This window comes from Rhodococcus sp. NPDC019050 (assembly GCF_055664235.1).
On the sequence record NZ_JBVOON010000038.1, the window covers coordinates 1,502 to 3,191 of the forward strand.

A 1,690-nucleotide genomic window follows, 5' to 3' on the forward strand; every position below is an offset into this window, starting at 1 on the left:
ATCCCGTGCATCCATCACCTGCACTCCCGAAGGAACACAGACAACTTTTGGACGGTTAGTACCGATGATTCATCATGGGCGCGTTCACACGGGTACGGGAATATCAACCCGTTGTCCATCGACTACGCCTGTCGGCCTCGCCTTAGGTCCCGACTCACCCTGGGCGGATTAACCTGGCCCAGGAACCCTTGGTCATTCGGCGGACGAGTTTCTCACTCGTCTTTCGCTACTCATGCCTGCATTCTCACTCGCATGGCCTCCACACCTAGGTCACCCCGATGCTTCCATGGCCACACGACGCTCCCCTACCCATCCACACCACTGCACACACTTCCATAGAAACATGCGGGTGTTATGTGAATGCCGCGGCTTCGGCGGTGTACTTGAGCCCCGCTACATTGTCGGCGCAGAACCACTTGACCAGTGAGCTATTACGCACTCTTTCAAGGGTGGCTGCTTCTAAGCCAACCTCCTGGTTGTCTCAGCGATCCCACATCCTTTTCCACTTAGTACACGCTTAGGGGCCTTAGCCGGCGATCTGGGCTGTTTCCCTCTCGACTACGAAGCTTATCCCCCGCAGTCTCACTGCCGCGCTCTCACTCACCGGCATTCGGAGTTTGGCTGATTTCGGTAAGCTTGTAGGCCCCCTAGACCATCCAGTAGCTCTACCTCCGGTGAGAAACACGCGACGCTGCACCTAAATGCATTTCGGGGAGAACCAGCTATCACGGAGTTTGATTGGCCTTTCACCCCTACCCACAACTCATCCCCTCAGTTTTCAACCTAAGTGGGTTCGGGCCTCCACGACGTCTTACCGTCGCTTCACCCTGGCCATGGGTAGATCACTCCGCTTCGGGTCTAGAACATGCCACTACGTCGCCCTATTCGGACTCGCTTTCGCTACGGCTACCCCACACGGGTTAACCTCGCGACATGCCGCTAACTCGCAGGCTCATTCTTCAAAAGGCACGCCATCACCAACCAACCACCAAAGGTTGCATCAGCTCTGACGGATTGTAAGCGCACGGTTTCAGGTACTATTTCACTCCCCTCCCGGGGTACTTTTCATCTTTCCCTCACGGTACTTGTCCGCTATCGGTCACCAGGGAGTATTCAGGCTTATCGGGTGGTCCCGACAGATTCACACCAGATTTCACGGGCCCGGTGCTACTTGGGTATTCACATCAACAGTCACCATGTTTTCGTCTACGGGACTCTCACCCTCTACGACAGGCCGTTCCAGACCACTTCGACTAACACGATGATTTCTTACTGTTGGCCGGCTCAGCAGCGCCGACACAATGAACCCCACAACCCCGCATACACAACCCCTGCCAGGTATCACATGTACACGGTTTAGCCTCTTCCGCTTTCGCTCGCCACTACTCACGGAATCACATGTTGTTTTCTCTTCCTGTGGGTACTGAGATGTTTCACTTCCCCACGTTCCCTCCACACACCCTATATATTCAGATGCGGGTAACACGACATCACTCGTGCTGGGTTTCCCCATTCGGAAATCCTCGGATCACAGCTCGGTTGACAGCTCCCCGAGGCATATCGCAGCCTCCCACGTCCTTCATCGGCTCCTGGTGCCAAGACATCCACCGTACGCTCATAAACACTTACTAACAAAGATGCTCGCGTCCACTGTGCAGTTCTCAAACAACACACAACAACCCCTACCGCA

Annotated in this window: 1 rRNA gene (only partly in view); it reads right to left on the reverse strand. The window is 55.0% G+C overall.

The window, feature by feature from the left end:
• Positions 1-1,631, reverse strand: a 23S ribosomal RNA gene (locus AC0B44_RS21100); it reaches 1,281 nt to the left of the window's first position.
• Between the last annotated feature and the right edge of the window lie 59 nt (positions 1,632-1,690).